Here is a 22,728-nt window from a genome sequence, read left to right as displayed (position 1 = left end):
ACCCTCCCGCCCCGGCCTCCGGCACTGCTCCGGTCTCCGGCACTGCTCCGGCCTCCGGCCCGAGCACCAGACCGGTGGATGTGCCCGGCGGGCCCGCCGATCCGCGCGGGATGACCGACCCGGCGGCGCCCGACGCGCCCGCCGACCCGGCCGCGCCCGGCGCGGCGGGCGGACCCGCGGGCCAGCCGTCGCTCGTACAGGGCGACCCCCGTGACTTCGGGGCGCAGATCTTCAAGGGCAACGCCTTCGACACCTGCCAGGCCCCCTCGGCGACCACCATGCGGGCGTGGCGCGGCACATCGCCGTTCGGCGCCGTCGGGGTCTACATCGGGGGACGCGCCAGGGCGTGCGCGAAGCAGAAGCACCTGGGGCCCGACTGGGTGCGCAGCGTCAACCAGCAGGGCTGGAAACTGCTGCCGGTCTACGTCGGCTCCCAGGCGCCCTGTGTCATCGCCAAGAACAAGCGCAAGTTCCGGATGTCCTCCAAGAACCCCTACGGGCAGGGCAAGCGCGAAGGGCTGGACGCGGTACGCCAGGCGCAGCGGCTCGGCATGGGCAGGAGCAGCGCCGTGTACCTCGACATGGAGGCGTACCGCTACAAGCAGCGCAGCTGCGCCAACACCACGCTGCGCTTCATCCAGGGCTGGAACAGCGCGGTGCGCGCCCAGGGGTACGTCGCCGGCTACTACAGCAGCGCCAACTACGGCATCGCGCACCTGGAGCGGGCCCGCGCGGCAGGAGCGCGTGGACTGCCCACCGCGGTGTGGTTCGCCCGCTGGCACACGCGCCCGTCGGTGAACGGGGAGCGGAACCTCCACCCCCGGGCGTGGCAGCCGCACCGGCGCATCCACCAGCACACGGGCAACGTGAAACGCACCTACGGCGGTCACACGGTGCACATCGACCAGAACCTGGTGGACGCTCCGGTGGCGGTCATCGGGTGAGCCGGTGGCGGTCGTGGGGCGAGCCGTCGGGCGAGCCGTCGGGTGGGTCGTCGGAAGGCCGTCGGACGGGCCGGAGGAGGAGGCACCCGGGGGCACCCTGATCCGCCTGGTGGATGCTCTCCACCTTCAGGAGGTGTAGGAAACACCACCACTACACCCTGAGGCGGACGCTGCATCGGGACCTTGGGGCGATCCGGGGAAGGCGGGCGGCTCATAGCGTGGATGCCATGACCACGCCTGGGACAGTTCGGACTCCCCGGACCACCAATGCGAAGCACGCGCGGTCCCTTGCGATGCAGCCAGGCTCCGGGGGACAGCCACTGACGTTCACCTCCTACGTCCAAGCGCGGGGCCCGGTGCTGCTGCGCACCGCCCGCTCCCTGACCGCCAACCCCAGCGACGCCGAGGACCTGCTCCAGACGGCGCTGACCAAGACCTATCTGGCCTGGGAGCGGATAGAGGACCATCGGGCCCTGGACGGCTATGTCCGCCGGGCGCTGGTCAACACCCGCACTTCCCAGTGGCGTCGGCGCAAGGTGGACGAGTTCTCCTGCGACGAGCTTCCGGAGCCCGACCCACTGCCGGCTCCGGACCCCGCCGAGCAGCAGGCCGTACGGGACGCCATGTGGCGTGCCGTGCTCAAGCTGCCCGCCCGGCAGCGCGCCATGGTGGTCCTGCGCTATTACGAGGACCTGAGCGAGATACAGACGGCCGAGGTGCTCGGCGTTTCCGTCGGCACGGTCAAGAGCGCCGTCTCCCGCGCCCTGGCCAAGCTGCGGGAAGACCCCCAGCTGGCCGCCGACGTCCGCGCGGAGCCCCACCCGGAGGAGCACGGCGAGGCGGGCCAGGAGCCGGTCGCGGCCTGAGCGCGCTGTCGGGCGTACGTGTCAGCTCCGCGTGTGGCACCGGCGGCGGGCGGCAGCGGCGGGACCGGGGCACCGCGCCGCGAGATGCAGGTTCGGCCCTGTATGCGGGCAGGCACCCGTGACATACCGACCGGTCGGTGGCAGGCTTCCGCGGAAGCGGCGCATTACTCGTGCGTTAAGACGCACCCGTGCGTAGCCGCTCCCGGGCGTGCTCCTCCTGGCGTACTCCTGGGCGTAGGCACCCTGGGGCGTGAACGCGCGTGGCATGCGCCCGCTCCGCGTAACCGCCGCTCATGGGGAGGCCCCGGTGCTGAGCACGATGCAGGACGATGTACCGCTGACCATCTCGCGCATCCTCCGCCACGGAATGACCGTCCACGGGGACGCGCGGATCACCACGTGGACAGGCGAGTCGGAGCCGCACCGCACGACGTTCCGGGCCACCGGCGAACGTGCCGCACAGCTCGCCCACGCCCTGCGTGACGAGCTGGGGGTACGCCCTGACGACCGGGTTGCCACTCTTATGTGGAACAACTCGCAACATGTAACGGCATACTTCGCGATTCCCTCCATGGGCGCCGTGCTGCACACCCTCAACCTGCGCCTGCCGGCCGACCAGTTGGTCTTCATCGTCAACCACGCGGCCGACCGGGTCATCCTCGTCAACGGCACCCTGCTCCCTCTGCTCGCGCCGCTGCTGCCCCGCCTGGAGACGGTCGAGCACCTGGTCGTCGTCGGTCCGGGCGACACCTCGGTGCTCGAGGGCTGTGCTCCACAGGTGCACGACTACGAACAGCTGCTGGCCGGGCGGCCCACCTCCTTCGACTGGCCCGAGCTGGACGAACGCAGCGCTGCCGCCATGTGCTACACCTCCGGCACCACTGGCGACCCCAAGGGCGTCGTCTACTCGCACCGCTCGGTCTATCTGCACTCCATGCAGGTCAACATGGCCGAGTCCATGGGGCTCACCACCGCTGACACCACCCTTCCCGTGGTGCCGATGTTCCACGTGAACGCCTGGGGGCTGCCGCACGCCGTGTTCATGACCGGCGTCGGGATGCTGCTGCCCGACCGCTTCCTGCAGCCCGCGCCGCTCGCCGAGATGATCGCGGCCGAGCGGCCCACCCACGCCGCCGCCGTACCCGTCATCTGGCAGGGCCTGCTGGACGAGCTCGCCGCCACCCCGCGCGACATCTCCAGCCTCAAGACCGTCACCATCGGCGGCTCCGCCTGTCCGCCGAGCGTGATGCGGGCCTTCGAGGAGCTGCACGGCGTACGTGTCTGCCACGCCTGGGGGATGACCGAGACCTCGCCGCTCGGCAGCCTCGCCCACCCGCCGGGCGGTCTCACTCCCGAGGAGGAGTGGCCCTACCGGGTCACCCAGGGCCGCTTTCCCGCGGGCGTGGAGGCTCGGCTGGCGGCGCCCGACGGCAGTTTCGCGCCCTGGGACGGCGCGTCGCCCGGCGAGCTGGAGGTGCGCGGTCCGTGGATCGCCGCGGCCTACTTCGGCGGCGTGGGCGAGCCGCCGCTGCGGCCCGAGGACAAGTTCAGCCCGGACGGCTGGCTGCGCACCGGCGACGTCGGCGTCATCAGCCCGGACGGCTATCTGACGCTCACCGACCGCGCCAAGGACGTCATCAAGTCCGGCGGCGAGTGGATCTCCTCGGTGGAGCTGGAGAACGCGCTGATGGCGCACGAGGCCGTTGCCGAGGCCTCCGTCGTCGCCGTCACCGACGAGAAGTGGGGCGAGCGCCCACTCGCCTGCGTCGTCCTCAAGGAGGACCGCGAACCCGTCTCCTACGAGGAGCTGCGCACCTTCCTCGGCAAGACCGTCGCCCGCTGGCAGCTCCCCGAGCGCTGGGTCACGCTCGAGTCCGTACCGAAGACGAGCGTGGGGAAGTTCGACAAGAAGGTGCTGCGCCGTCAGTACGCGGCGGGCGAGCTGGACGTGACCGAGCTGGGCTGAACGGGCCGGGGGCTGCTGCCGGGCAGCCCCCCAAGTCGCGGTCGTTCAGCCCGCGCCGCCCCGTCAGTGCGCGCCGATCTTCGTCAGCAGGTCGACGATCCGGGACTGCACCTCCGTGCTGGTGGAGCGCTCCGCCAGGAACAGCACCGTCTCGCCCGAGGCCAGCCGCGGCAGCTCCCCGGGGTCCAGGTCCGCCGAGGTGTAGACGACGAACGGGGTGCGGTTGAGGATCCCGTTCACCCGCAGCCAGTCGATGATGCCCGCGCGCCGCCGCCGTACCTGCATCAGGTCCATCACGACGAGGTTCGGCCGGATCTGCGCGGCCACATGCACCGCTTCGGAGTCCGTCGGCGCGTGCGCTACCTGCATACCGCGCCGCTCCAGCGTCGCCGCCAGCGCCGCGGCGATCGCCTGCTGCTCCTCGACGAGCAGTACCCGGGGCGGATGCTGTTCGCTGTCGCGCGGCGCCAGCGCCTTCAGCAGTACGGCGGGATCCGCGCCGTAGGCCGCCTCCCGCGTGGCCTGCCCCAGCCCCGCCGTCACCAGTACGGGCACCTCGGCCGCCACTGCCGCCGTACGCAGCGACTGGAGCGCCGTCCGCGTGATCGGCCCCGTCAGCGGGTCGACGAACAGCGCGGCGGGGTAGGCCGCGATCTGTGCGTCCACCTCTTCCCGCGAGTGCACCAGCACCGGGCGGTAGCCGCGTTCGGAGAGTGCCTGCTGGGTGGAGACGTCCGGCTCGGGCCACACCAGCAGCCGCCGCGGATTGTCCAGCGGTTCGGGCGGCAACTCGTCGTCCATGGCCTGCGGCGGGACACCGAAGCCCCGCCCGTCCGTCATCTCGACGGGACTGTCCGGCCCGTCCAGCGGCTCCGGGCCCTCCGTCACCTCCGCGTTCGTGGCGCGGCCCGGCGCGCCGACGGCGAACTCCTGCGGAGGACGGGGGTGCCCCTGCCCACGCCCCTGGCCGTTTCCGAGATCCTGCCCCGGGCCGGTGGTTGCCGAGGGTCCTGCCTGCGGCTGTGGCATGGGCATCGGGCCCGGCATCGCCCCGGGCTGCCCCTGCCCCGGGCCCTGACCCTGCGCCGACCCGTGCGGCTGTCGCAGCGCGGGTGGCTGCGCCTGCGCGGGCGGTTGCGGCTGCGCTGCCTGTCCGCCCTGTCCGGATGGTCCGCCGGGGACGACCGGGTGAGCTGCGGGGCCTGCGCCTGTGCCCGCTCCTGGCCCTGCGGCCGCCTCGGGTCCGCCGCCGGGTACGGCGGCCCAGGGCTGCGCCTGACCGGGGGCCACCGCGCCGGGCTGAGCCTGCGCGTGCGCGGGTTCCCTGTGCTGCAGTTGCCCGTGCTGCGGTGGGGTCGGCTGTGGTTGCCCGGGCTGCGGTTGCGCGGGCTGTGGCTGTGCGGGGGCGGGCTGGGCGGCCTGCTCCGCCGGGATCGCGCCGTGCTCGGCTTGCTCAGGACCGGCCGTTCCGGGCCGGCCGTGCCGGGCGTGCTGTCCGGGCCCGCTGGGCTGCCCCGGCTGGTCTGGACGCCCGTGCGGAGCGGGTTGCGCCGTCGGCTGCGGTCCGGCGGTGTGCGGGGGCTCGCCCGGTTCGGCGGCTCCCTCCTGGGACCCTCCGGAAGGCCCACCGCCCTGCGTCCGCTCCTCCGGCGTGGCCAGCTTGCGGCGGCGGCCGGAGCCGGCGGGTGGACCGGGGGTGGACGGGGTGGACGGTATGGCGGAGGCCGCCGACGGCGTCGAGGACTGGGCCGGGGGCCACTGCTGCTGGGCCGCGTTCTGCTCGGCCATCCGCTCGGCGAACGGCAGCCCCTGCCCCAGTGTCCGTACGCGGGGCCCGTGCTCGGTCTCGTACGGACCGGAGGCGGCGCCCGGCTGCCCCTGCTCCGGCCTGGACAGACCACGCTGCTGCGCGTTCTGGGCCTGCTGGGCCTGATCCGGCTGCTGTTGCTGCGGTGTCTGCTGGAACGCCCCGCCGCCCAGGATCGGGCTGGCCGCGACGACCGAGTGCTCGCTCCGCTGCGGCCGGTCGGCGCTCTCCTGCTGCGCCTCCGGGGCGCCCGCGCCGGTTCCCGCGCCCGCGCCGGGGTCCGTGCTCGCGCCCCCTCCCGCGCTCCCGCTCGCGTTGTACGCGGCGTACGCCGGGTCAGCGGGCCCCGGAGTTACGGCCTCCGGGTTGCCGGGCCCAGCCTCCGGCCCCGCGCCGGGGGCGGCGGCCGAAGGGTCCTCCACGGGGGCGGGCGGGAGCGCGAACGGCGCGTGGTGCGGGCCCTGCTGCGCCTCTGCCTCCGCCTGCGCCCGCGCACGGGCTGCCGCGATGCGCCGCGCCCGGCGTCCGCCCGCCGGGGGCAGCTCCAGACCGCCTGCCGACTCCTGGCCCTCGGCGCCGCCCACTTCCTGCGGGGCCGGCTCGGGGACCGCCACGGCGCCCTGACCCGGTGACTCCGCACCCTGCGAGGGGTGCCCGGTCTCCACGCGCTCGCCCAGCGCACGCCGCGCGCGCCGGCCCGAACCCTGCGCGGGCACAGGAACGTTCGCGCCCTGACTCTCGCCCGCACTCCCCGGACTCCCCGGACTTCCCGGGCCACCCGAGCCCCCCGACGGGAGCTCCAGCGCCCCGGACGCCGTACGAGCAGCGGCCTCACCGCCCAGCGCCGCCGGTCCGTGCTGCTCCTCAGCCGGGCTCGGCCGCCCACGCCGCCGCCCGGTGGGCCGGGGCACACCGGAAGCCTCCGCGTACGGGCCTTCCCGGTACGGGCCTTCCTGGTGCTGCCCTTCCGCGTACGGGGACCCCGCGGGTGCCGGAACCGCGGTCGCCCCGGGCTGCCCGCTCCCGGCGGAAGCACCCGCGGGCCCCAGCTCGAGCTGCCCCTGCGCGGCCGCCAACTCCGGCTGCCCCGGCCCGGGCTGCCCCTGGCCGCCGCCCCCATCGGCGGACGAGGAGGGGCCGGGCCCCAGTTCGATGCTCTGCCGCGGGTCGGGCACCGGAGCGAGCGCGCCCGCCGGCTGCCGCGGGTCCGTCACAGGTTCCAGGGCAGCCGCCGACGCACTGTCGGCCGGACTCCCCTGCCCGTGCTCCGCGCCGCCGGGCCCTCCGGCCGGTTCCGTGGCCCCGGCCTGGCCACCGCTCTCCTGCGGCTGCGCCGCGTTCCCCGTCCCGCGCGCGGGCGCGGACGGCACGGGCATCACCGTCGTCTCACCGCGCTCCGTGCCTGGCATGACGCTCGGCACCCCCAGGGCACCGCCCGCGTCGCCCCGCGAGGCACCTGAGCGGGCATGGCTGCCGCCACCCCGCGCATGGCTTCCGCTCCGCCCGCCACCCGTGGACCGCCCGCCACCCGTGGAGCGGCCGCCACCGGTCGAACCGTCCCCGTCCTGCCCCGCGATTCCCCTGCCGCCGGTACTGCCGCCAGCGCTGCCGCCGGTGCTCCCGTCACCGCCCGTGCCGCCCGTGCCGTCCATGCTGCCCGTACCGCCGGTGTCGCCCGGGCCGCCCCTGCGGGCCCGGCTGCCGGGCTGGCGGGTCGTGTTGCCGACCGCCTTGACCGGCACCTCCAGCACATACGCGCTGCCGCCCGACGAGCCAGGCACCTCGTGCGTCTGCAGCACGCCGCCGTGCTGGTCGACGATGCCGCGCACCAGTGGCTCGTGCACCGGGCTGCCGCCGCTGTGCGGGCCGCGTACCTCGACGCGTACGACCTCGCCGCGCTGTGCCGCGGCGACCACGATCGTCTGGTCGACTCCGGGCACGGGCGCGGAGAGCGCACGGCCAGTGGCGTCCACGCCCGCCACATCCGCGATCAGATGGGCGAGCGCAACAGCGAGCCGCTCCGGATCGACCTCGGCCTCGATCGGCGGTGCGTGCACGGCGAACTGTGCCCGTCCCGGGCCGATCAGTTCGGTGGCGCCCTCGACGCCCGCGGAGACGACCGCGTCCATCGGCACCGGCTCGGTCCGCAGCCGCTCCTGGCCGGCGTCCAGCCTCTGGTAGCCGAGAACGTTGTCGACCAGCGTCGTCATCCGGGCGTAACCGGCGGACAGATGGTGCAGGATCTGGTTGGCCTCCGGCCACAGCTGCGCCGCCGGATCGGAGGTCAGCCCGGACAGCTCCTGGCGCAGCTGCTCCAGCGGCCCGCGCAGCGACTCCTCCAGCACGGCCCGCAGCTGGGTCTGGCGCGCCGCGACGGCGTCGTAGGGGCGGCGGTCGGCGAACGTGAGTACCGCGCCGACCAGCTGTTCACCGTCCCGTACCGGCGCCGTCGTCATATCGACCGCCACCGCACGCCCGTCCTTCGCCCACAGCACCTGCCCGGCCCGCACCCGGTGCTTGCGGCCCGAACGCAGGGTGTCCGCCAGTGGCGTCTCCTCGAACGGGAGGGGGGAACCGTCGGGGCGCGAGTGGTGCACGAGCGGGTGCAGATGCCGGCCGCCCAGATCGCTGGCGCGGTAGCCGAGGATCTGCGCCGCCGCCGGATTGACGAGCACCACCCGGCCCTCGGAGTCCACGCCCACGACACCCTCGGAGGCGGCCCGCAGGATCATCTCCGTCTGACGCTGCTGGCGCGCCAGTTCGGCCTCGGTGTCGAGAGTGCCGGTGAGGTCGCGTACGACGAGCATCAGCAGTTCGTCGCCCGTGTACCCGCCGCCGCTCGGGTGGTCGGCGAAGGCGGCCTCGAACGCGGAGGCGTAGGGCGTCCGCCCGTCCTCCAGGTTCGCGCTGGTCACCTCGACGGGGAACTCGCTGCCGTCCGTACGCCGTGCCACCATCCGGGTCGGCTTCTGGCGGCCCTGCGTCTGTGCGGCCTCGTCCGGACGCCGCATCGAGCCCGGAATCCGCTTCGAGTCGAACTCGGGCAGCAGGTCGAGCAGTCCACGCCCCACGAGTGCCGTGCCGGGCGTCTCGAAGGTCTCCAACGCGATGGCGTTCGCGTTCACCACCGTGCCGTTGCAGTTCACCAGGAGGAGTGCGTCGGGCAGTGCGTCGAGTATGGCGGCGAGGCGAGCAGCGCCTCGGGATGGCCTGCTGCTCACGGCGACAATTCCCTCCTGCTGACCTCAGGTGCTCGTGACCTTCCGCCCGTTTCTTCCCCGTTGGTCGTGTTGGTCCGGGCAGGCCACGGCTGCCAGTCTGCCGTTCACCCCGGGCGTGTCACTAGGGGGAGTCTACGGGCCACACTCCCGAGCGCGGCGGCGGATACGTGGGAGCCTGCCGCCGTACGACAGCCCGACAATCCACCGCTGCCGCCGCCGCAGGCCAACACCGGGCGCACAGCTGCGAATAGGCCGAGGACCGGGCCGACGGCGCCCGCGACAACGGCCTGCGCGGGGGCGTGCGCCTCAAGGCGTGCGCGTCGGAACATCCACGCCGGAGCACTCGTACAGGGACATCCGCGCCAGTACGCCTGGCTCAGAACATCCGGCTCCGGTTCAGCACATCTGGCTCAGAGCGGCTTCTTCGGAACATCCCGCTCAGGAGGTCCGGGGCAGCGCAGGGATGAGGCTGTTCCACCGCGCGATCTCGCACCCGTTGGTCCGCTTGAACCAGGCGTCGACCTTCCGGCCGCGCCAGGTGCCGGTCACATGCGCTCTCGCGGGACCGCCGTAGATCATCGTGCACGTCGCATCCGCCGATACGGGCTCGAAGGGGTCCCGCTTCCCCGCGGTTGCCCTGTCGAGCGCCGCACAGGCCCGGCTGGGCGCGGCGTGCCTGCCTCCCGCAGGGTGACAGCGGAGGGTGTACGACCTGTCGCCCGCCGCACGTCCGGTGTGGGAGACGGCGAACATGAGCTCGTCGGCGGCCGGCCCGGTGGCCGCGGCTTCCCCTGCGCCGGCCGACCGGCTCTCGGCCGTCGCCTCCGGAGCCCCGACGAGAGAGAGCAGGCCGGCCGCCGCGGTGCTGACCGCGGTGAGGGTGAGGAGGGGGCGGACGCGGAAGGGTACGGGGACGGTACGACGCGGCATGGCTGGCTCCAGAGGATTCGAGAGCGGCTCCCGCCTGGCTGGACGGGGGCGGCCCTTCCCGGCGGGAGGGAGGTGGGGGCGCCGCGAGTACGCCCCCTGTTGCCTAACGCCTCCGGGCCCGCGCCGTTGCGCGGGCGGACCCATCCGGACGCAGCGCGCCCCCCGTCCGGACGTACGGCGCCCCGGCCCTCCGGCCGGGAGGCCTGCCCGGGCAGTCCTGGGGCCTCCGCCTTAAGGCTTTGCCCAGGGGTCCGCGGACCGAGTACGGTGGGGGCCGATTGGAGACAGCCCCCCGGGCTGTGCCATCATCGGCACACACACTGTCCGCCCCTCGGGCGTCCCGAGTGTGTCTGGAGGCTTCGCCTAGTCTGGTCTATGGCGCCGCACTGCTAATGCGGTTTCGGGGTAACCCCCTGATCGAGGGTTCAAATCCCTCAGCCTCCGCTCATGATCTCCGGATCCAGCTTCGCGCAAAGGATCTCAAGATCACCGAAGCCCCGGCCCCGCCGGGGCTTCTTCCATTTCCACCCCTGTGCCCACTCCCGCCGTGGACAACGTTTCCGCAGGTCAGCAGGGGTGATCCTTAAGGATTTCACCTAAGCCCGCAGGTCATGTAATGTTGTTCCCGCAACGCCGCCCCGGCCGAAAAACCAGCCGGACCACAAGCGCTCGTAGCTTAACGGATAGAGCATCTGACTACGGATCAGAAGGTTGCAGGTTCGAATCCTGCCGAGCGCGCAGCAGGTGAGGGCCCCCGGGATCGCCCGGGGGCCTTTTGCGTGTGGGCGCACAACGTTTCGCCGGACCACCGGCCACGGGAACGGGGCGAGCGCGGGGTCAGTCGTGGATGCCCAGGTCCTCGCGCATCAGTTGGCGCATGGTGGCCAGTTGGCGGTCGCCTTCGGTGGTGAGGGTCCGGCGGACGGATTCGGGGGTCTCCGCGTCGTGGGCGCGGTCGCGGTCGAGGCGTTTGACGGCGCCGTCGGCCTCGGCCAGGACGCGGTTGACGGCGCGGGCGGCGTCCAGGATGCGTTCGGGCACGATCATCTGGGCCTCCGCGTAGCGGTCGCGGTAGTCGAGGCGGGCCTCTTCCAGTGCGGTGCGCTCGTGGTCGGTGTAGACGCCGTCGCGCAGCCGGTGCAGGGCGTCCTTGAGGAGGGTGCTGAACTGCCGGGAGGTGCGGTTCATCGACGTATAGGCGGCGCGGCGCTCCTCGATCCGGCGCAGGCGGTCGGCCTCAGCCCGTTCTTCCTCGCGCTGCCGTGCGGCCACGCGTTGGGTGAGCACGGGTGCGAACAGGGTGCCGAGGACGCCGACGACGGCCGTGATCATCGCTGCTATGACTGCGCTCACCCGCCCGACCCTAGGGGTTTCTCAGGCAATTCACAGGTGCCCACAAGCCTTCTCTCACCCGGGAGTTCGAGGGTGGGCACATGGACGGGAGCAGGAGCAGGAGCAGGAGTCCGAGCAGGAGGGGGACCGGCGCGGTGGCCGTGCCCCGCCGGCGTACGTACCGGCCCGAACGGCTGCTCGTCGTCGGGGATCTGGTGCTGGACGAGGAGACCCGCGAGGCGTGGCGCGGTGGGGACCGGATACGGCTGACCGCAACCGAGTTCGAGCTGCTGCGCTTTCTGATGCGCAATCCGCGCCGGGTGCTCAGCAAGGCGCAGATCCTCGACCGGGTGTGGAACTACGACGTGGGGCGGCACGCCAACCTGGTGGAGCTCTACATCTCGTATCTGCGGCGGAAGATCGATGCGGGCCGGGAGCGGATGATCCACACGCGGCGCGGGGCGGGGTATGTCCTCAAACCGTCCGTCATACCGGTGTTCGGGTTGCCGAGGGCGGAGGAAGGGCCGGATACGGATTAGCATCGAGGGGTAACGGTCCGTAGGTCATTCGGCCGTTGCCGCCCCGTTCCGTCCCTCCGACCGGTCTGCGAGCCGGCCCCCGAAGGAGCGCGTGCCATGAGCGACGGCAGCCGCACGAGCCGGATGCGCAGGACCAGCGTGTGGCTGGAGGAGCGGACGGAGAGCCGCCGAAGAGCGGCCGGAAGCGGGCAGACCGAGGGGCTGGACCGGGAGAAGATCACGGCAGCTGCCGTACGGCTGCTGGACACCGAGGGGCTGGCGAAGTTCTCCATGCGCCGGCTGGCAGCGCACCTTGGGGTGACGGCCATGTCGGTGTACTGGTACGTGGACCGCAAGGACGACCTGCTCGAACTCGCCCTGGACGCCGTAGAGGGCGAGCTGGAGGTGCCCGACGCGGACGCCGAAGGCGCCGACTGGCGTGCGCAGTTGCGGCAGGCGGCGTACGCGCTGCGCGGACTGCTGCGCCGTCACCCGTGGGCCTCCGGCACGCTGGGCAGCTTCTTGAACGTCGGGCCGAGCGCGATGTCCTTCCAGCTGGGTGTGCGCCGGGTGCTGCTGCGCTCGGGGCTCCCCGAACAGCAGGCGGACGGTGCGCTGGCGGCGCTCTTCTCGTTCGTCTACGGGCACGCCGCCGTCGAGGCCAGCTGGCAGCGCCGGTGCAGCGAGGCGGGCGTCAGCTCCCAGGACTGTGTCGACGCGCTGCGTACGACGGTGGGCGCGCGCCCCGAGTACGCGGAGTGCGGGGAGGGCGTACAGGGAGAGGTCGTACGCCCCGTGGAGCAGCGGGACTTCGGGGTCGCGCTGGACTGCGTCATCGCGGGTATCGAGGCCATGGCACGGTACGGGCGCGGCGCGGTCTCGCAGGACCGCACCGCGCCCGTGATTCCGCCGCAGCCGCCGGCTCCCGAGGACCGCTGACCGTGCCGCCGGGACGCCGTCAGAACGGCAGCGATTCCCCCTGCACCGCCTGGATGTCCAGGTCCACCTTCAGCGTCGTACCGACGGCGGCGATCCCGGCGGCGACGGCCTGGTTGTAGTTCATCGCGAAGTCCGAGCGCCGCAACTCCGCCGTGGCGCGGAAGGAGGCGCGCACTCCGCCCCAGGGGTCGGGGCCGCTGCCCAGGTAGGTGAGGTCGAGGTCGACGTCGCGGACGACGCCGTGCATCCCGAGGTGGCCGCGCACCGTCCACCGGTCAGGGCCCGCCACATCGATGCCGGTGCTCCGGTAGGTGATGTCCGGGTGGGTCCCGACGTCGAGGAAGTCCGCTGAGCGCAGATGCTGGTCACGCATGTCGTTGCCGGTGTTGATGGAGTCCGCCCTGATGACCGCCTCGACGGACGACTTCTCCGGGTCGTCCTGCGCGATCTCGATGCGGCCGCCGAACTCGGTGAACCGGCCGTGCACGCTGGTCATCCCCAGGTGCTGCGCGCTCGCGGCGACCGTGGAGTGCATCGGGTCGATGGTCCACGGCCCCGGCGGCGGCAGTTCGACGCCGCCCTGCCGGGCCAGCACCAGGGTGCCCAGTTCAGCGCGCCCCGAGGCGGTGACCATCGCCGTCGAGGCGGCCGGCGCATAGCCGACGGCAGTGGCGATGACCGTGTACGCGCCCGGGGCCAGCGGCTCCCCGCCGCGCACGATGCCCTCGTCGTCGGCCTCGGCCCGCAGCACCTGCGTGCCCGTCATATCGGTGACGGTCAGCACGGCGTGCTGCACCGCCCAGCCGTCCCGGGTACGCACCCGCGCGCGTACGCCGCCGCCCGATGCGCCGCCGGCCGGGTCCGCCGCTCCGCTTGCCCCGCCTGTCATCTTCTTCCAGCTCCTTCTCACATACGACGGGCCCCGGCGTCTCGGCGGCGGGCCGTCCCTTGCCCGCGCTCGCTCGCTCGGTGCGGCTCTCCGGGCCGCCGGGGCCCCCTTCCCCGAACCGGTCCCGACGGCGCGCGCTCCGCTCGATTCACGCGCCGCCGGGACCGGGGGGTCACTCGTCCGGGTGGTGCAACTCGATGTCGTACGCGTCCACTCCGGGCCCGGTCAGGTGCAGGGCGTTCGCCTGGGGCGGGTAGCCGCCGGCGATGACCGAGTAGTCGCCGGCGTCCAGGTCGGTGAAGGCGTAGGCGCCGTCCTCACCGGTGGTGGACGTGGCGATGACGTTGCCGGCCGCGTCCACGAGCGTGACGCGGGCGTCCGGCAGGGGAGTGCGCCGCGTGCCGGCCCGTACCGTGCCGGTCACCCGCGCGCCGGCCGCCAGGTCGACGTCGAGCCGGGTGGTGCCCTGGCCCTGGACCTCGACCGGGAGCGCGGTGGGGCGGTAGCCGCTCGCGTTCACGGCGAGCGTGAAGCTGCCGGTGACCAGCTCGTCGAACCGGTAGTCACCTGTTTGACCAGTGACGCCGGTGGCCAGCACCTCGCCCCGTACGTCAGTGACGACGACCATCGCGCCCTGCACGGGGGCGCCGTCGGCCAGCCCGCGCACCTGGCCCGCCAGACCGCTGGTGCCGGAGAGCAGCAGGTCGTGGCTGAGGGGCTCCTCGCCGACCACGATCGTGGACGCCTGCGGCTGGTGGCCGTCGGCCGCCGCGATCAGTACGTAGGAGCCGGGCCCGGGCGCGTCCAGCCCGTAGGAGCCGTCCGCGTGGGCGACGGAGCGGCCGAGCTGGCGTCCGCTGAGCGAGATCAGCGTCACGGCGGCACGGGCGACGCCGATGCCGTCGGCGTTGCGGACGGTGCCGTGCACCTTGTGGCCGCTGGTCGGCATCGGAGCAGAGGGCTGGGCTGTGGCCATGGCTGCGTACTCCCTGAGCTGCTGAGTTTCGCCTCCTTCGGCTTCGTTCGCCTCGTTCACGGCAGTGGTCCGCAGCGGGACCTCCCGGATGAACAGCACGCACACCAGCGCCAGCAGCGCGACCGGCGCCGCGTACAGGTAGATGTCGCCGATGCCGTGCCCGTACGCGCTCTCCACGACGGTACGTACCGGCGCGGGCAGCTTGTCCAGGTCGGGCAGCGCGCTGCCGCCACCGCCCGTGGCACCGCCGCCGGGCTTGATGCCGAGCTTGGCGAAGCCATCCTCCATGTAGTGGGTGATCCGGTTGGAGAGCACCGCGCCGAGCGCCGAGACTCCGACCGCACCGCCCAGCGAACGGAAGAAGTTGACCGTGGAGCTGGCGGAACCGAGGTCGCCGGCCGCCACCTGGTTCTGGGTGGCGAGCACGAGGTTCTGCATCATCATGCCGACGCCGAGGCCGAGCAGCGCCATGAAGATCGACATGTGCCAGTACTCGGTGTCGTACCGCAGCGTGCCCAGCAGGCCCATGCCCGCCGCCATCAGCACACCGCCCGCGATCAGGAACTTCTTCCACTTGCCTGTCCGGGTGATGATCTGGCCCGAGACGGTGGTGGAGACGAACAGCCCGGCGATCATCGGGATCGTCATCACACCGGCCATCGTCGGCGACTTGCCGCGCGCCAGCTGGAAGTACTGGCTGAGGAAGACCGTCGCGCCGAACATCGCGATACCGACGAACAGCGAGGCGACCGACGCCAGCGTGATGGTGCCGTTGCGGAACAGTCGCAGCGGAATGATCGGTTCCTTGGCCTTCGACTCGACGAGCACGAAGAGCAGCCCGAGCACCACGGCCCCGCCGACCATCGCGTAGGTCTGCCAGGACAGCCAGTCGTACTTGTCGCCCGCGAAGGTGACCCACAGCAGCAGGGTGCAGGCAGCGGCGGCGATGAAGAACGCGCCGGCCCAGTCCACCTTGACGCCCGGACGCTTGATCACGGGCAGGTGCAGCGTCTTCTGCAGGACGATCAGCGCGAGGACGGCGAACGGGACGCCGACGTAGAAGCACCAGCGCCAGCCGAGCCAGCTGGTGTCGGTGATCACGCCGCCGAGCAGCGGGCCGCCGACGGTGGCGATGGCGAAGGTGGCACCGAGGTAGCCGCTGTACCGGCCGCGCTCCCGAGGGGAGATCATCGCGGCCATGATGATCTGGGCGAGCGCCGAGAGCCCGCCCATGCCTATGCCCTGGGCGACCCGGAAGGAGATCAGCATCCCCGGGTTCTGCGACAGACCGGCGCCTGCCGAGGCCAGCACGAAGAGGATCAGGGCCAGTTGCACCAGCAGCTTCTTGCTGGTGAGGTCGGCCAACTTGCCCCACAGCGGCGTGGAGGCGGTCATCGCCAGCAGCGACGCCGTCACCACCCAGGTGTAGGAGCTCTGGCTGCCGTTGAGGTCGGAGATGATCTTGGGGAGCGCCGTCGAGACGATCGTCGACGACAGGATGGCGACGAACATGCCGAGCAGCAGCCCGGACAGCGCCTCCATGATCTGCCGGTGCGTCATCGGCGCCGCGCTCCCGGATGCCGTCGCGGCGGCGGTGCCTGCGCCTGCGCCTGCCTCCTGCACGGCGTCGCTCGGCCCCCCGACCGGCGGCTGGGGACGGGTTGTTGCCATTCGGCGTCCTTCTAACTCAGTGGTGCGGTCGTTGTCGTCTCGTGGGGTGGCCCGCCGCGTGCGCGGCAGTCCCCGAAGCTGGTACGGAGCCGGCTGAGCAGCGTGTTGAGCTGGGCGACGTCTTCATTGCTCCAGTCGTGCAGGTGGGCGGCGAGCGCCTCGACGAGATGTGCCGAGAGCTGTGCCAGGAGCCGTTCGCCGCTGTCGCTGATCCGCAGCAGCCGGGAGCGGCCGTCCTGCGGGTCGCGGCGGCGCTCGATCCAGCCCCGGTCGGCGACGTGGGTGACGTGCCGGCTGGTGACCGACATGTCGATCGCCATCAGCTCGGCCAGTCGGCTGGTGCGCATCTCCCCGTGCTTTTCCAGGAGCGTCAGTACGACCGCCGAGGCGGGCGGACACTCCGGGGGAAGACCACGCGCCATCTCTCGTTTGACGGCGCCGATGGCGCTGATCTGCCGGGCCAGCTCCTCGTACTGACTGCGTTCGGCCATCTGCACCCCATGAACTTGTTGCTTAAGGCAACCATAGAATGGTTGGTTGCTGTAGGCAAATTGATTCGGGGGTAATCGAGGCAAACTTCGGGACAACCGAGGCAAACGCTTCGCAAAGAGCGCGCGGGACAGGGGTGCTGCCGGGCGCACTGCCGACAGCTGTGAGCGAGCGCACAGCGGCTGACCGGGAGCGACTGTGCCATCCGGGGGACGGTTCGCTAGGGTCCTGGGACATGGCTCACAACCCGCAGGCGCCGCAGGGTCCGGACGGACAGGGACACCCCGACCCGGCAGGCAGCACCCAGATGTTCCGCGCCTTCGTCGACGAGGGCACCACCCGCCCCGGCAGCAGGCAGGCGGCAGCCCCCGCATCGGGCGGACCCCGCGTCGGCGTGATCGTCGGCGTCGTGGTCGTACTCGTCGTGTTGGCGGGCGTCGCCTGGCTCGCCTTCTCCTGAGCCGCCTGAGGCCTGGGCGGCGCGCCGGCCCGGGCCCGGCCTCGGGGTGATCACCCCTGCTCGTGCCTACATCCAGCTGGTGGTGACTACTTCCAGCCGGAGAGCCGCACGTCGCGGGTCTCGATGTGCATGCCCAGCGGCACCCGCCAGGCGTCCACGCACACCGTCCAGGTCTTCTCCTTCTTCTCCCCGGCCTTGATCGGTACGGGCAGCGCCCTCCTGCTCTCCCGGGTGGCCCAGTCGACGCCGAGCGCGCCGATGATGTGCGTACCGAAGGTGACCTTGCCGCCGGTGACCGCACGGCCGCCGGAGTTGACGAAGCGGACGGTCACCTTCTCGCACCACCGGTCGTCCGTCTTCTCCCGCGCTGGCTCGCTCACCGTCAGCAGGGCGGGGCCGCTGGGCGAGCCGGGGGAATCCGGTGAGCCCGGACCGGAGGAGCCGTCTCCGGTCTGCTGGCCACCTCCATCCCCGTGCCCGCCCGTGCCGGGACCGGGTGACGAGCCGTCCGGGCCCGTTGAGCCCGAGGCGCCCGGGGAACCCGGGGAGCCCGTGGAAGCGGAACCGGACGGGCCCGTACCGCCCGCGTCCCCGCCGTCGTCCGCGCCCTTCCCGTGTTTCGTACGCTCCGCGCCCGCGCCCTCGCTCCCGCGCGCGCCTTTCGTGTCGTCGTCGCCGGCCCTTGCTCTGTGGCCGCCGTCGCTCTTCTCCGGGCCGTCGCCCTCGCCGGGCAGCGGCACCATCCGCACCTTGTCGTCCGGCCGTACGGGGCCGTCGCTGCTCCGCCCCGACGGGTCAGCGGCGCCGACCGCCACATAGCCGTCGTCCCCGCCTCCGCCGCACCCCGCGGCCAGCGGTGCCCCGAGACATACGAGAGCCGCCGAGGCGGCTATCCGGCTGCCCCGACGGCTTCGTGTGTTGCTCTCCTGGCTTCGCATGGCGACAGTGTCACTGACGCTCCGTCAGAAGTGAACCCTCCTTCTGCCGCGAACCCAGGTGTCCCATTCGGTGTCCCATTCGGCGTCTCTGCCCGTGTCCCGTTCCGCCTTCCGCTCGGTGTTCTGTTCGGCGCTCCGTACCTCGGCTCGTCCCGTGTTCCGGTCGGTGTCCCGTTCCGCGGCCTGTTCGGTATCCCCCGCCGCACTCCGCCCCCGTCTCGGTCAGTCTTCTGCGATCAGCCCCTCGCGCAACTGTGCGAGCGTGCGCGTCAGCAGCCGGGAGACGTGCATCTGGGAGATGCCGACCTCCTCGCCGATCTGCGACTGCGTCATGTTCGCGAAGAAGCGCAGCATGATGATCTGGCGCTCGCGCGGCGGCAGCTTGGCCAGCAGCGGCTTGAGGGACTCGCGGTACTCGACGCCCTCCAGCGCGCTGTCCTCGTAGCCGAGCCGGTCGGCCAGCGAGCCCTCGCCGCCGTCCTCCTCCAGCGCCGGGGAGTCAAGCGAGGAGGCGGTGTAGGCGTTGCCGACGGCCAGCCCGTCGACGACGTCCTCCTCCGAGACGCCGAGGCAGCCGGCGAGTTCGGTGACGGTCGGGGAGCGGTCCAGGGTCTGCGACAGCTCGTCGCTCGCCTTCGTCAGCGCCAGCCGCAGCTCCTGAAGTCGCCGCGGCACCCGCACCGACCAGGAGGTGTCCCGGAAGAAGCGCTTGATCTCCCCGACCACGGTCGGCATGGCGAACGTCGGGAATTCGACGCCGCGTTCGCAGTCGAAGCGGTCGATCGCCTTGATCAGACCGATGGTGCCGACCTGGACGATGTCCTCCATCGGCTCGTTGCGGCTGCGGAAGCGGGCCGCGGCGTAGCGGACGAGCGGGAGGTTCAGCTCGATGAGCGTGTCCCGTACATACATCCGCTCCGCGGTGTTGGCCGTTCCCGGGGACTCGGCCGCCGCCTTGTCGAGCGCGGCGAGCCGCAGGAAGAGCGAGCGGGAGAGTGTGCGGGTGTCGATGGTGTCGCTGTCCGGCACCGCAGCGACGGCCCCGGCGAGCTCCGCGGGCTCCGCGCCCGTGAGGTCGTCCGGCGCCACCTCGTCGAGCACCGGGGACGCGCTGCCCGGCTCAGCGGGCCCGGGAGGTGCCCCCGGGGTCGGGGACGTGTTCTCGGCGAGCACCTTGGAGCTGCCCAGTTCTACGGACATGCCACCCCCTTGAGGTCGCGGACGGTCGCTGCGGCGCCCTCGGCTCTGAGGGAAGCACCTCCCCCTCCATACCGGGCACGCCACTGCGGCAAACGCAGCTCTTGCAGAATGTCACAAGTAGGCAACGCGACGTAGCCTCATGTCGATAAAACTGCACAGTTGAGAGCGGTGAGGCGGAAGTTGAGGTAGCTCGAACCGGTTAGGCGTCGATTCGATTTGCGGCCCGAAGCCGCGCGAAGCTGCGCGAGAGCAGCCGCGAGACATGCATCTGCGAGACCCCGAGCTCGGCGCTGATCTGGGACTGCGTCAGGTTCCGGTAGTACCGCAGCAGCAGGATCCGCTGCTCGCGCTCGGGCAGTTGTACGAGCAGATGGCGCACCAGGTCCCGGTGTTCGACCCCGTCCAGCTCGGGGTCCTCGTAGCCGAGCCGGTCCAGCAGCCCCGGCATTCCGTCCTCGCGCTCCTGTGCGGCCTCCAACGAGGTGGCACGGTAGGCCCGTCCGGCCTCGATGCAGGCCAGCACCTCCTCCTCGGTGATCTTCAGCCGCTCGGCGATCTCGGAGGTGGTCGGGGAGCGCCCGTGCAGCGTCGTCAGATCCTCGGTGGCCCCGCTGACCTGCACCCACATCTCGTGCAGCCGGCGCGGGACGTGCACCGTACGGACGTTGTCGCGGAAGTAGCGGCGGATCTCGCCGACGATGGTCGGCATCGCGAAGGTGGGGAACTGCACCCCGCGCTCGGCGTCGAAGCGGTCGATGGCGTTGATCAGCCCGATGGTGCCGACCTGTACGACGTCCTCCATCGGCTCGTTCCGGCTGCGGAACCGCGCCGCGACGTACCGTACGAGCGGCAGATTGGCCTCGATGAGCGCGGCGCGGATGCGTTCGTGCTCGGCGGAGCCGGGCTCGTGCCGGGCGAGCTCTTCGAAGAGGGACTGCGTCAGCGCCCGGGTCCGCGCGGCTCGTTCCCGCTGCGCCTCGGCGGGGGAGGAGGGTGTTTCGGCGTCGCCGGAGGAGGTCTGGGTGGGGGTACGGGTCCCGTCCACTCAGCCACCACCCCTTACGGTGCAGATCTGTACGGATCGATCGTCGCTTCGATCGCTTCGGGTGCTTCAGGTGTTTTGGGTGCTTCGGGTGCTTCGGGTGCTTCGATTGCCTCGCCTGCGTCACCTGCGTCACCTGCTTCGCTCTGCTTCTGCTGTGTCGAGCGGGCAGGCGGGATTCGCCAGTCAAAAAGCGGTCATAGCATCACAAGACATGTGCACCGTGTGCAAGCACCGTATAACTCCGTGTTGCTTGCCAGTTGCAGCCGGAAGCGCCTGGTCGAAGCGGCGAGAGGGGTTCGCGCGGAAGGGGCGGAACAGGTGTCTCAGCGGGGAGGACCGGGGGTCTCAGTTGACCAGCGAGGTCATGAACCGGCCGACGCCCTGCGCGGCGCTGGAGATGCCTTCGAAACCTATCTGGACCAGATCGGCGGCGCGTTCGGGGGAATTGATGATCGTGTACAGCACGAAGACGACAAGCACATAGCCCGCGATCTTCTTCGTCTGCGCCATCGCGCTGTCCCTCCCCCGGGCATGCGGCCCCCGGGCGTTCGATCATCGACACTCTGTACACCTGTGCGGTTGTGCGAGTGTAGCGGGAACAGCGGGGTGCCAGCAGGCGAAGGAGGCGCCGACGGTCTTGAGGTGAGAGCCGGCGGTTTCCTGGGGGAGAGAGTCGGCAGTCCTCCCGAGGGAGAGCCGGCATCCTGCTGGGCGAGAGGGCCGGGGCTCAGGGAAGGAGCACCGTCTTGCCGCGGGCGCCGCCCGCCTTGTTGCGGGCCACGGCGCCGGGCGCCTGGTCCAGCGGGACCTCCGCCTCGATCGGTACGGTCAGCGGGCCGCTGTCGATCTCCTCGCAGAGCCGTTCCAGCAGCTCGGCGGAGACCGCGATGTGGTAGTTGATGCCCTCGATGCCGCGCCCGTAGAGCGCGTCCACCGATGCCGCGTCCAGCGTGGAGACGGCAACGCCGCCGTCCCGTACCAGTGCGGCGTGCCGGGCGAATTCCTCCGGCTCGGCCGACCCCAGGTCCACCAGCGCGTCCACGCCGTGCGGGTACTCCTCGTGCACCGCGTCCGCCAGTTCCCGCTCGCGGGTGTCGATGGTCAGCGCGGCGCCGAAGGCGCCCATCCGGGCCTGGTCGTGCCCGTGGGTGGCGGCCACCACGCGCAGCCCGCGCGCTGCGGCGAGTTGAGTGAGGAACGTACCGACCCCGCCGGCCGCGCCGATGATCAGCAGGCTCTCGTACGCGCGCAGGGCGGCCGAGTCCATGATGCCGAGCGCCGTCATGCCTGCCGTGGGGGCCCCGGCGGCGGCGGTCAGCGGAATGCTCGTCGGCGCGTGGGCGATGCTGCCTGCCTCGTTCACCACCACGTACTCCGCGTACGTCCCGCCGCCCACCGGCTCGCTCACCACGTGCCCGAACACCGGCTCGCCCAGCGCGAACCGGTAGGTCTCCGGGCCGCCGGCCTCCACCACGCCCGCGAAGTCAGCCCCCAGGACCAGCGGGAAGTCGTACGGAACCAGGTCCTCGAGCATGCCCTCGGCGATCTTCCAGTCCAGCGGGTTCAGGCCCGCGGCCACGACGCGCACCAGCACCTCGCCCTCGCCCGGCTCGGGCCGCCGCGCCTGCAGGACCTCAGGCCGCCCGTTCCTCTCCCGCACACCGACAGCACGCATTCACCCGCGCCTCCCTGCTCCCCCCTGGGACCAGCGGACGCTCTCAACGTACGACAGCACGCGGCCCCCCGCAGATCGTCCGCCCGCCCGGCCTCCGCCTCCCTCCCCCGGCGCCGATTGCCGCAGACGGGAAAAGCGTGGAAAGCGCCCGCCGAACATACGCGAAACGTGAACGGAAACGCACGCCCTCGCGCGCCCGTGAATCCGGAAAGCAGGGGAAGGTCGGCGAGCTGCCGACGCCCCGCGGAAAAACAAACCCATATCGAGACGCCGCCGGAGGGTGAGCCGGGGCATCGCAGCGAATATGAAGCTCATTGTCGAACCCGTGAAAACGGGCCGCCAAATGCTAGTCTGCGAGCAACAGCAGCAATTGCTGCCGGTCCGCACTGCGCGGACCCCGCACCTCTGGTCCGACGAAGAGCGGGGCCGCGGACGAGGACCTGCGATGGGCTCATCCCGGGGCTGGGGTGGGCCCATCGGCTCGTAGGGGAGTCACCACAGTTGCACCGTCCGGACGGCGTAGTACACCGCCTGGAAAAAACCGGCGACAACCCGCGCGATATCAGCGAACCGCTGAAGCGTCGTCCTCGCCGGCTCAGACTTCCAGCCCGCACCGGCCATTACTCCTCACCCCCTCTCAGCGGGAGGTTGAGATGACGATACCGCAGCGTTCAAGTATTTCCCGGCGAAAAACGCCTTTATTCGTTCGGCGGGCTTCGCCGCGCTTTTCCGTTCGGCCGGACGGCTGAACAGCGGGACGGAACGGCGGGACGGAACGGCGAGGCCGGGCAGTCGGCGCTCCGGCCCGGAACGGAATTACCGAATACGAATCCAGGTCACTCCGGCCCGCCCCCGAATTACC

The 22,728-nt window shown here is 71.8% G+C and carries 16 protein-coding genes, 2 tRNA genes and 1 pseudogene; 8 read left to right on the top strand and 11 right to left on the bottom strand.

The window, feature by feature from the left end; translation table 11 throughout:
- The 3 genes from ITI46_RS21475 to ITI46_RS21465 form a co-directional block, all read left to right on the top strand.
- The coding region (locus ITI46_RS21475; protein WP_209241322.1) for a glycoside hydrolase domain-containing protein at positions 1–944 on the top strand (944 nt) is incomplete at its 5' end.
- A gap of 227 nt (positions 945–1,171) precedes the next feature.
- Positions 1,172–1,810: a SigE family RNA polymerase sigma factor gene (locus tag ITI46_RS21470; RefSeq protein WP_372452023.1), complete on the top strand. Its 639-nt coding sequence runs from the start codon at positions 1,172–1,174 to the stop codon at positions 1,808–1,810.
- 307 nt (positions 1,811–2,117) lie between these two features.
- Positions 2,118–3,776 (top strand): long-chain fatty acid--CoA ligase, encoded by a 1,659-nt coding sequence (locus ITI46_RS21465; protein WP_209241321.1) that lies wholly within the window; start codon positions 2,118–2,120, stop codon positions 3,774–3,776.
- Positions 3,777–3,839: 63 nt separating this feature from the next.
- Here ITI46_RS21465 and ITI46_RS21460 read toward each other — a convergent pair whose 3' ends face one another.
- Together ITI46_RS21460 and ITI46_RS21455 are read right to left on the bottom strand one after the other, a co-directional pair.
- On the bottom strand, positions 3,840–8,804 hold the full coding sequence (locus tag ITI46_RS21460; RefSeq protein ID WP_209241320.1) for a PAS domain-containing protein: 4,965 nt from the start codon (positions 8,802–8,804) through the stop codon (positions 3,840–3,842).
- A gap of 438 nt (positions 8,805–9,242) precedes the next feature.
- Positions 9,243–9,734 carry an SSI family serine proteinase inhibitor gene (locus ITI46_RS21455; protein ID WP_209241319.1) on the bottom strand — a complete coding sequence of 164 codons (492 nt, stop codon included), beginning with the start codon at positions 9,732–9,734 and terminating at the stop codon, positions 9,243–9,245.
- A gap of 352 nt (positions 9,735–10,086) precedes the next feature.
- Here ITI46_RS21455 and ITI46_RS21450 point away from each other — a divergent pair.
- Together ITI46_RS21450 and ITI46_RS21445 are read left to right on the top strand one after the other, a co-directional pair.
- Positions 10,087–10,178: transfer RNA gene (locus ITI46_RS21450), tRNA-Ser, on the top strand.
- Positions 10,179–10,399: 221 nt separating this feature from the next.
- Positions 10,400–10,472, top strand: a tRNA-Arg gene (locus ITI46_RS21445).
- Between the two features lie 99 nt (positions 10,473–10,571).
- On the opposite strand, the gene ITI46_RS21440 is transcribed toward ITI46_RS21445, so the two are convergent.
- Complete coding sequence (locus ITI46_RS21440) at positions 10,572–11,087, bottom strand: hypothetical protein (RefSeq protein ID WP_209241318.1); 516 nt, start codon at positions 11,085–11,087, stop codon at positions 10,572–10,574.
- Positions 11,088–11,182: 95 nt separating this feature from the next.
- Here ITI46_RS21440 and ITI46_RS21435 point away from each other — a divergent pair.
- Together ITI46_RS21435 and ITI46_RS21430 are read left to right on the top strand one after the other, a co-directional pair.
- Positions 11,183–11,605 (top strand): annotated as a pseudogene (locus tag ITI46_RS21435) (winged helix-turn-helix domain-containing protein); the annotation flags it as partial.
- A 96-nt stretch (positions 11,606–11,701) separates the two neighbouring features.
- Entirely contained in the window at positions 11,702–12,523 is an 822-nt protein-coding gene (locus ITI46_RS21430) for a TetR/AcrR family transcriptional regulator (RefSeq protein ID WP_209241317.1), read from the top strand.
- 19 nt (positions 12,524–12,542) lie between these two features.
- Here the strand turns inward: ITI46_RS21430 and ITI46_RS21425 are convergent, their stop codons facing one another.
- The 3 genes from ITI46_RS21425 to ITI46_RS21415 form a co-directional block, all read right to left on the bottom strand.
- Positions 12,543–13,412, bottom strand: coding sequence for a YceI family protein (locus ITI46_RS21425; RefSeq protein WP_209241316.1), 870 nt, complete (start codon positions 13,410–13,412; stop codon positions 12,543–12,545).
- Positions 13,413–13,584: 172 nt separating this feature from the next.
- A complete protein-coding gene (locus ITI46_RS21420) occupies positions 13,585–15,948 on the bottom strand; it encodes an MFS transporter (RefSeq protein ID WP_504739817.1) in 2,364 nt (787 codons plus the stop codon).
- 122 nt (positions 15,949–16,070) lie between these two features.
- Positions 16,071–16,550 (bottom strand): MarR family winged helix-turn-helix transcriptional regulator, encoded by a 480-nt coding sequence (locus ITI46_RS21415; protein WP_209241314.1) that lies wholly within the window; start codon positions 16,548–16,550, stop codon positions 16,071–16,073.
- Positions 16,551–16,783: 233 nt separating this feature from the next.
- Between ITI46_RS21415 and ITI46_RS21410 the strand changes: the two genes are divergently transcribed.
- Positions 16,784–17,008 (top strand): hypothetical protein, encoded by a 225-nt coding sequence (locus tag ITI46_RS21410; RefSeq protein WP_209241313.1) that lies wholly within the window; start codon positions 16,784–16,786, stop codon positions 17,006–17,008.
- A gap of 86 nt (positions 17,009–17,094) precedes the next feature.
- Here ITI46_RS21410 and ITI46_RS21405 read toward each other — a convergent pair whose 3' ends face one another.
- The 5 genes from ITI46_RS21405 to ITI46_RS21385 form a co-directional block, all read right to left on the bottom strand.
- Positions 17,095–17,946: a hypothetical protein gene (locus ITI46_RS21405; RefSeq protein ID WP_209241312.1), complete on the bottom strand. Its 852-nt coding sequence runs from the start codon at positions 17,944–17,946 to the stop codon at positions 17,095–17,097.
- 222 nt (positions 17,947–18,168) lie between these two features.
- A complete protein-coding gene (locus tag ITI46_RS21400) occupies positions 18,169–19,146 on the bottom strand; it encodes an RNA polymerase sigma factor SigF (RefSeq protein WP_209241311.1) in 978 nt (325 codons plus the stop codon).
- Between the two features lie 199 nt (positions 19,147–19,345).
- Positions 19,346–20,191, bottom strand: a complete 846-nt coding sequence (locus tag ITI46_RS21395) for an RNA polymerase sigma factor SigF (RefSeq protein ID WP_209241310.1) — start codon at positions 20,189–20,191, stop codon at positions 19,346–19,348.
- A 345-nt stretch (positions 20,192–20,536) separates the two neighbouring features.
- Positions 20,537–20,701 (bottom strand): hypothetical protein, encoded by a 165-nt coding sequence (locus tag ITI46_RS21390; protein ID WP_209241309.1) that lies wholly within the window; start codon positions 20,699–20,701, stop codon positions 20,537–20,539.
- A 217-nt stretch (positions 20,702–20,918) separates the two neighbouring features.
- Positions 20,919–21,866, bottom strand: a complete 948-nt coding sequence (locus tag ITI46_RS21385) for an NADP-dependent oxidoreductase (RefSeq protein ID WP_209241308.1) — start codon at positions 21,864–21,866, stop codon at positions 20,919–20,921.
- Positions 21,867–22,728: the final 862 nt, after the last annotated feature.

This window comes from Streptomyces oryzae (assembly GCF_017676365.1).
Lineage (GTDB): Bacteria > Actinomycetota > Actinomycetes > Streptomycetales > Streptomycetaceae > Streptomyces > Streptomyces oryzae.
The sequence above is the reverse complement of the archived record's forward strand: the minus strand, read 5'-3'. Positions and strand labels throughout refer to the sequence as shown.